Origin of the sequence: Dolichospermum sp. FACHB-1250 (assembly GCF_014696335.1) — a bacterium.
Lineage (GTDB): Bacteria > Cyanobacteriota > Cyanobacteriia > Cyanobacteriales > Nostocaceae > Dolichospermum > Dolichospermum planctonicum.
In genome coordinates this window covers 22,660-29,278 of the sequence record NZ_JACJPZ010000050.1, presented here as the reverse complement: position 1 = coordinate 29,278, position 6,619 = coordinate 22,660, and the positions used below count along the sequence as shown (strand labels likewise).

General features: G+C 36.2%; 11 protein-coding genes. 1 reads left to right on the top strand and 10 read right to left on the bottom strand.

Going from position 1 to position 6,619, the window contains the following annotated elements:
• Window positions 1-228: 228 nt before the first annotated feature.
• Window positions 229-804: a leucyl/phenylalanyl-tRNA--protein transferase gene (aat, locus tag H6F39_RS16340; RefSeq protein WP_137907030.1), complete on the bottom strand. Its 576-nt coding sequence runs from the start codon at window positions 802-804 to the stop codon at window positions 229-231.
• A 117-nt stretch (window positions 805-921) separates the two neighbouring features.
• Between aat and H6F39_RS16335 the strand changes: the two genes are divergently transcribed.
• A complete protein-coding gene (locus H6F39_RS16335) occupies window positions 922-1,251 on the top strand; it encodes a hypothetical protein (protein ID WP_028090093.1) in 330 nt (109 codons plus the stop codon).
• Between the two features lie 63 nt (window positions 1,252-1,314).
• Here the strand turns inward: H6F39_RS16335 and rpsN are convergent, their stop codons facing one another.
• From rpsN to H6F39_RS16290, 9 genes are all read right to left on the bottom strand, one after another.
• Complete coding sequence (gene rpsN, locus H6F39_RS16330; RefSeq protein ID WP_137906934.1) at window positions 1,315-1,617, bottom strand: 30S ribosomal protein S14; 303 nt, start codon at window positions 1,615-1,617, stop codon at window positions 1,315-1,317.
• A 100-nt stretch (window positions 1,618-1,717) separates the two neighbouring features.
• Window positions 1,718-2,392 carry an endonuclease III gene (nth, locus tag H6F39_RS16325; RefSeq protein ID WP_137906933.1) on the bottom strand — a complete coding sequence of 225 codons (675 nt, stop codon included), beginning with the start codon at window positions 2,390-2,392 and terminating at the stop codon, window positions 1,718-1,720.
• Between the two features lie 162 nt (window positions 2,393-2,554).
• On the bottom strand, window positions 2,555-3,643 hold the full coding sequence (gene rseP / locus H6F39_RS16320) for an RIP metalloprotease RseP (protein WP_190397044.1): 1,089 nt from the start codon (window positions 3,641-3,643) through the stop codon (window positions 2,555-2,557).
• 484 nt (window positions 3,644-4,127) lie between these two features.
• Window positions 4,128-4,529 carry a type II toxin-antitoxin system VapC family toxin gene (locus H6F39_RS16315; protein ID WP_190397043.1) on the bottom strand — a complete coding sequence of 134 codons (402 nt, stop codon included), beginning with the start codon at window positions 4,527-4,529 and terminating at the stop codon, window positions 4,128-4,130.
• Window positions 4,517-4,738, bottom strand: coding sequence for a hypothetical protein (locus H6F39_RS16310; protein WP_028091335.1), 222 nt, complete (start codon window positions 4,736-4,738; stop codon window positions 4,517-4,519). Before H6F39_RS16310 ends, H6F39_RS16315 begins: the two co-directional genes overlap by 13 nt.
• Window positions 4,739-5,038: 300 nt before the next feature.
• Window positions 5,039-5,440: a type II toxin-antitoxin system VapC family toxin gene (locus tag H6F39_RS16305; RefSeq protein WP_137906931.1), complete on the bottom strand. Its 402-nt coding sequence runs from the start codon at window positions 5,438-5,440 to the stop codon at window positions 5,039-5,041.
• Window positions 5,441-5,668: an antitoxin gene (locus H6F39_RS16300; RefSeq protein WP_137906930.1), complete on the bottom strand. Its 228-nt coding sequence runs from the start codon at window positions 5,666-5,668 to the stop codon at window positions 5,441-5,443.
• Between the two features lie 303 nt (window positions 5,669-5,971).
• Window positions 5,972-6,139: a hypothetical protein gene (locus tag H6F39_RS16295; protein WP_168651017.1), complete on the bottom strand. Its 168-nt coding sequence runs from the start codon at window positions 6,137-6,139 to the stop codon at window positions 5,972-5,974.
• A 3-nt stretch (window positions 6,140-6,142) separates the two neighbouring features.
• Window positions 6,143-6,616, bottom strand: a complete 474-nt coding sequence (locus tag H6F39_RS16290; protein WP_137906929.1) for a type II toxin-antitoxin system VapC family toxin — start codon at window positions 6,614-6,616, stop codon at window positions 6,143-6,145.
• Window positions 6,617-6,619: the final 3 nt, after the last annotated feature.

Genomic DNA, 6,619 nt, shown 5'->3' with positions numbered 1-6,619 from the left:
ATCGTTAGTGGTCAGTTGACAGTTGACAGTTGACAGTTGACAGGGGACAGTTGACAGTTGACAGTTGACAGTTGACAGTTGACAGTTGACAGTTGACAGTTGACAGTTGACAGTTGACAGTTGACAGTTGACAGTTGACAGGGGACAGTTGACAGTTGACAGTTGACAGTTGACAGTTATTCGTTTTTGAACAGGAATTTTTACTAATTACCAAGACTAAACTTCAAGTTAAATCAAATAACAAGGAAGTTGCAAGGCCTGTTTCAGTAAAAGATGATATTCACTATTACTGATATTATAAGCGCCAAATCTAGATAAATGGGGATTCATCATTTGGGCATCAAATAGCAAAAATTTCCTTTGACGCAATCTGGCTACTAATTTCACCATTGCGACTTTAGAACCTTCGGAAATGTTGAAAAACATGGATTCACCAATAAAAGCACCACCAATCACAATTCCTAAAATTCCCCCGGCTAATTGATCACCAGACCAGGTTTCAAAACTATAAGCATATCCCGACTTGTAAAGTAACCAATATATCTTTTCTAATTCTGGAGAAATCCAAGTTGTGTCACGATTAGCACATCCAGCTACCACACCCAGAAAGTCACGGTTAATTGCTACAGTGAACCGTTCTTGGTTGAGAACTCGCTGTAATGACTTGGGATAGCGAAATTTTTCATCCAAAGGAATTAAAGTTCGTTCCCGACTTTCATACCATCCCAGATGATTATTCTCATCAGCCATGAGAAAATAACCTTGGGCATAACCGCGAATAATAGCACTAACATCATATTCCATAATTGAGTGAATCATCCAAAAAATCCCCTTCTGAACGCAATGGACTGTTATCAGTGTTCCTTTGCGAACTTTTAAGAGACTAACCTGGTAAACAAAATCTATTTAAAATATACAAACATGACTCAAACAATTCCACCCATTACCCTACCACCTTCGGAAAATCCCCAGCAAGAAGGAGAATGGTTACAACAAAACTTACTACATTGGCTTGATAATGAGTTTATTCCTGAAGCAATCAATCAAAATATTGCTCAACGCGCATCACAGATTTTTGTTAGACAACGCATGGAAGGAGAAAACGACTTGGGTTCTCTAGTAATTGCCATTGTCACAGAAATGCAGTGCTATGATTTTTCTAAAAGCTTTTTTGGAGAGTTTGCGATCGCCAACGCCGTTAGCGATCTACTATTAGATAGCCTGGGAATTGATCATTGTTGTGGTCAATAGGATCGGAGTTATTGGTCAGTGGTTATTGATCATTAGTCATTACAACTGACCACTGACTACCAACTACCAACTAGACTTAACAACACCAGGTAAAAGACCTTCATGGGCCCATTCTCTAAGCACGTTCCGAGATAGTCCAAAATCACGGTATACACCTCTAGGACGACCGGTTAACCAGCAGCGGTTATGTTTGCGTACAGGCGCACTGTTACGGGGTAACTGTTGAATTTTGCGGTGAACTTCTAGCTTCAGCAATGGGGATGGTGCTGTTCTGAACTCTTCTAATAGTGCTTCCCGCTTTTCGGCGTATTTCTCCACCATTTTAGCGCGTTTCTTCTCGCGCTCAATCATACTCTTCTTTGCCATGAATTCCCTAATTTAATTAAAGACACCATTCCCCATTGTACACCCTCCTGGACAATTATAGGGAAAATAGGAAAATTTCCACAACCGATACTCCCAAATATCACTTTCTGGGACTCTGGGACTCTGGGAGGGACAAATTCATCTCACATAAATCAGCTAATTTGCAAAAATCACAACCGGGAAAACGGGATTTACACACAGCCCGACCATGATAAATTAATCTAATCGACCAATTTTCCCACTCTGGTTGGGGTAATAACTGCATTAAATCTTTTTCAATTCTCATCGGTTGAGTATTTTTTGTTAACCCCAAACGTTGACTCAAGCGCTTAACATGAGTATCTACCGTCACTCCAGCATTAATACCATAAGCATGGGCTAAAACCACATTTGCGGTTTTGCGTGCTACCCCCGGCAGCTTTAATAATTGTTCCATTTGATTAGGAACAATAGAGTTAAAATCATTAACAATCATCTGACAAGCAGCTTTGATATTTTTGGCCTTGTTATGATAAAAACCCGTTGAACGAACTAACTCCTCCAATTCTAATATATCAGCATTTGCTAAACCTTTCACATCAGGAAATCGTTTGAACAATGCGGGTGTAACCTTGTTTACACGCTCATCCGTACATTGAGCGGAAAGAATAGTTGCTACTAATAATTGTACAGGTGTTGAGTAATTTAAAGAGCAGGTTGCATCTGGATAAAGATAGTGAAGACGGGAGAGAATTTTTAAAGCCCGTTGTTTTTTAGTTAATGATTTACGAGTCAATTAATTTTCAATTTTGAGTGGTGAGTTATCATACCAATTTTATGTGAGGCTGCACAAAAAAATAATCATCCGTATTTATCTGCGGTGAATTATTCTTAAATCTTAATCCTTGCAGCTTCATCATAATTTGGTATTAGCAGTCAGGTGATCATCTGAGCATATTTACTGTAACAATTTTTGCACCCATTCTAGCTGGGTTGTTTCTTTGACAATTAAGAAAATACCCAATCCTAAAAGTAAGAATAAACCAGTTTGCATGACACCTTCTTGAATTTTGTTAGGTAAAGGTTTACCAAATAAACCTTCAATTAATAAAAAGGCTAATTGTCCACCATCTAAAGCGGGAAGAGGCAAAATATTAATGATTGCCAAGTTAATGCTAATAATTGCCGCAAAAGAGAATAAATTTGTGCTATCACTAGCGGCTAATTGTGCGCCAATTTGCACAATCTTCACAGGTCCTGAAACTTGCCCGACAGTGTTCCCAAAATTAGTAATTAACTGTCCAAAACCTTTAAATGTGCCTACAACTAACTGTTGAAAACGATTAGCAGCAACTTTGAGAATCTCCGTAATATTTTGAGGACGACGATAGTTTGCTTTACCATTGGCTACTAATTCAATTCCGACAACACCTTTACCGTCAGCACCTTGTTTAGGTGTGATTTTCAGATGATTTTGTTGATTTTCATGTTGAATTTTCAGGTCAATTTCTTGATTAGGGTGGGTTTGAATTTCTTTTGTTAATAATGTGGTTGCGTCTTTACCTAAAGGAATTTCTTGACCATTTACAGCCAGAATAATGTCTCCTTCTCGAATCCCTGCTTGGTAAGCATTAGATTGTTCATTTACGGGTTTGACAACTACACCTGGTTGATACTGAAATTCTTGAGGTATACCAACGATTCCCAATTGCAAAGCCAACATTAAATAAGCAAAGATTAAATTGGCGATTACACCCGCACTAATGACAATGGCACGGTCTAAAACAGGGCGGTTACGCAACAAATTCGGGTCATTGGGGGGGATTTGGCTATCGGGATCATCATCAGGAAAGCCAACAAAGCCACCCAAGGGGAAAGCGCGGATGGTATATTCGGTTTGTGATCCTTGGTACTTTAAAAGCGTCGGTCCAAAACCCAGAGAAAAGCGGTTAACGTAAATGCCTTGAGAACGGGCGGCTATGAAATGTCCCAACTCATGTACTAAGATCAAAATAGCCAAAACTGCGATCGCTGCTAAAACTGACATAGAGCTTAATCAAAATATTCGGATATATATCCTCATTGTACTTTGGGAATGGGCGCGCAGAGAATATCTGCTGATGCCAATTTTTGATCTGTTGTCTAATCCAATCCCGAAAACAGCGAATTATGGCAATTTCGTCTATTTTCAGGCTTTGAGGTCAAAAAGAACGGGAAATATTTGTAGTTAAGGGCAAATTGACCACTCTAATTCCCCATAATAATAGCATAGAATGTGATTTTTTGTCTGATAGCGAAGCGTGGCGTTAGCCATATCAGGATGTCCAGGATTTGAGGATGTACAGGATGGTTTTTTAGTATTTATCTACATTTTCACAAACAAAATTGCGCTAATTTTAATTTTCTGTGAATATCAATATCAAATATAATCGGTGTTAATCCTTTCATCCTGGTTATCCTGATTCTGACAGTTAAATTTTCATAAAAATGGTGCGTTACATTTAATTAACGCACCCTATAGAATGAGAAAACTATTGCATCAAATAATTATTGAGTTCAGGATATTGAGAAAAGAAACCATCAATACTGGCTAATTTTTCTTGATATTGTAATGTAGTAGCAATAATTAAACGATCAAATGGATCTTTATGAACAGGAGATAAATTTACAGCACGACAGGAAATTTCTACAGTTACAGGAAATAATGTAATACCTGATGGTTCTAATGCTTCCTGAAACCATTGATTAGCAGCACAAGGTAATTCTAGTCTTCCTCGCTGTTGTGCAAGTGCTATTTCATAACAGGAAATAGTGGAAACTCCTACTTCTTCTGAGGTTTCAATTATTTCTCTCCAATGGGTAGGAAATTTATCAAATTGTTGATTAATAAACCAAAACCAAATATGAGTATCAAGGATAATTATTTGAGACATTCCCACTCTTCTTCATTGACAATAGGACTAACAATATCACCCAATGTTTTACCTTTACCAGCAATAGAACTAGGAGGAATACGGCGTTTTTTTGATGGTAAGTTTTCTTGTAGTATGGTGATAATCACACGAGCAGAATTAACTTGAGGTTGTTCTGACAACCATGTTAATTGGCCATTTTCATAAATTGCTTCGTAACTTTTTAGCATAGTAATTTGATGATGAATGATGGTTATTTTCTATTATAGTTTAAACAATCGCATTTTGTCTGATAGCGAAGCGTGGCGGTAGCCATATCAGGATGTCCAGGATTTGAGGATGTACAGGATGTTTTTTAATATTTATCTACATTTTCACAAAATTGCGCTAATTTCAATATTCTGTGAATATCAAACTCAAATATTATCCTGTTAATCCTTTAATCCTGGTTATCCTGATATGGCTTGCGCCACGCTACGCTATCAGACAGTTAAATATTAATAGAAAACGGTGCATTACATTTCATTAACTTACTCTGCCCAATTTTCTAATAATAGATTAGGAATGCGAGAAAATTCGCGGATATTGTTAGTAACGAGAGTAATATCTAAGCTCATTGCATGAGCAGCAATTAACATATCCATGGGTCCAATAACAAGCCCTTTACTTTCTAAATCACTTCTAATATATCCATAAATTACTGCTGCATTTTGACTAAATTCAATAATTTCTAAAGGAAGTAAAAACTGCATTAAGGCATTTTTATTTTTCTCTTGTTGCTGACTTTTATAAACACCATATTCTAATTCAGCAACGGTAATTGAAGAAATGCCAATATCAGAAATTGACAAAGTTTGAAATCGCGCTATAACTTTTTCTGGCTTTTGCTTAATCAGATAAATACAGATGTTGGTATCGAGAAGATATTGCATTTAAAACTCCTCTCTTTTATCAACAGGAAGTTGATCTCTAGTGGTCATGAAATCATCAGAAAATTGATCTAAACTATCAATTAGAGTTTGCCAAGGATTATCTTTACTAATAAGTAAAATGGCATTACCAATTTTTTTGATATAAACTTCTGTACCCGTCATTTGAAAATCTGGGGGTAATATCACTGTTTGCTGAGTACCATCACTGGTAAGTTTAGCTGTATTCATGATTATTGTCTTTAATTGATGTTAGTTGATTGTGGTTTAATTGTAGCTAAAAATTGTCTGATAGCGAAGCGTGGCGTTAGCCATATCAGGATGTCCAGGATTTGAGGATGTACAGGATGTTTTTTAATATTCATCTAGATTTTCACAAAATTGCGCTAATTTTAATTTTCTGTGAATATCAAAATCAAATATAATCGGTGTTAATCCTTTCATCCTGGTTATCCTGATTCAGACAGTGCAATATATTATAAAAATAATAAAAAATGGTGCATTAAATAAAATTGATTAACGCACCCTAAAAAATCAGCGTGATTTTACCACTGTCTTCAAGGGAAGAGAAATAATTTTTCTGCCACTTGTTGCTTGTTTTTTTCTTAAATCAGCACAAATAGCTGCTAAATCATAATTAAATGACTTAGCTTGTTCATCTCTGATTTTCCGAATTTCCGCCAAAACTTCATCATTCAACATAAATTATTCTCCTAACATTTCATAAGGTGTACATATTGTTGGTAGTTCATATCCTAAACTATCAGCAATTTGTGAGAGTTTTTTCTGAATATAGGGGTTAGCAATGTGTTTACAATTCCATGTTAACAGATAATCTAAACCATAGACTGTAGCTGTAGCAATATGAACAGTATCATAAGCAGCAGTGGGTGGTAAATTACTTTGTTTTTGAAATTCCTGTGCTAAGTTTTGGACTGGTTCTGTGATATCAAGTAGAGGAAAGTTATTTAAAACTTCTATTCTTTTATTCACCATTTCTGGATCACCTTTTGCTGCTTCTTGCAATACCAGTTGAGAAATGTAAATAGTAAAAGAATTTCTCTGAGTATCCCACCAATCTCTTGTTATTTCCGCATTAGCAGCAACAATTAGATTTTTACTAGGTCTTGCTGTTAAATAACCAATAATACTTGTTTCTATGTATATTGTTTTGGTCATATT

Bases quoted from the DNA above. Each gene is read 5' to 3' on its own strand.
- aat (WP_137907030.1), bottom strand. From the start codon at position 804: ATGGAATATGATGTTAGTGCTATTATTCGCGGTTATGCCCAAGGTTAT.
- H6F39_RS16335 (WP_028090093.1), top strand. From the start codon at position 922: ATGACTCAAACAATTCCACCCATTACCCTACCACCTTCGGAAAATCCC.
- rpsN (WP_137906934.1), bottom strand. From the start codon at position 1,617: ATGGCAAAGAAGAGTATGATTGAGCGCGAGAAGAAACGCGCTAAAATG.
- rseP (WP_190397044.1), bottom strand. From the start codon at position 3,643: ATGTCAGTTTTAGCAGCGATCGCAGTTTTGGCTATTTTGATCTTAGTA.
- H6F39_RS16315 (WP_190397043.1), bottom strand. From the start codon at position 4,529: ATGTCTCAAATAATTATCCTTGATACTCATATTTGGTTTTGGTTTATT.
- H6F39_RS16310 (WP_028091335.1), bottom strand. From the start codon at position 4,738: ATGCTAAAAAGTTACGAAGCAATTTATGAAAATGGCCAATTAACATGG.
- H6F39_RS16305 (WP_137906931.1), bottom strand. From the start codon at position 5,440: ATGCAATATCTTCTCGATACCAACATCTGTATTTATCTGATTAAGCAA.
- H6F39_RS16300 (WP_137906930.1), bottom strand. From the start codon at position 5,668: ATGAATACAGCTAAACTTACCAGTGATGGTACTCAGCAAACAGTGATA.
- H6F39_RS16295 (WP_168651017.1), bottom strand. From the start codon at position 6,139: ATGTTGAATGATGAAGTTTTGGCGGAAATTCGGAAAATCAGAGATGAA.
- H6F39_RS16290 (WP_137906929.1), bottom strand. From the start codon at position 6,616: ATGACCAAAACAATATACATAGAAACAAGTATTATTGGTTATTTAACA.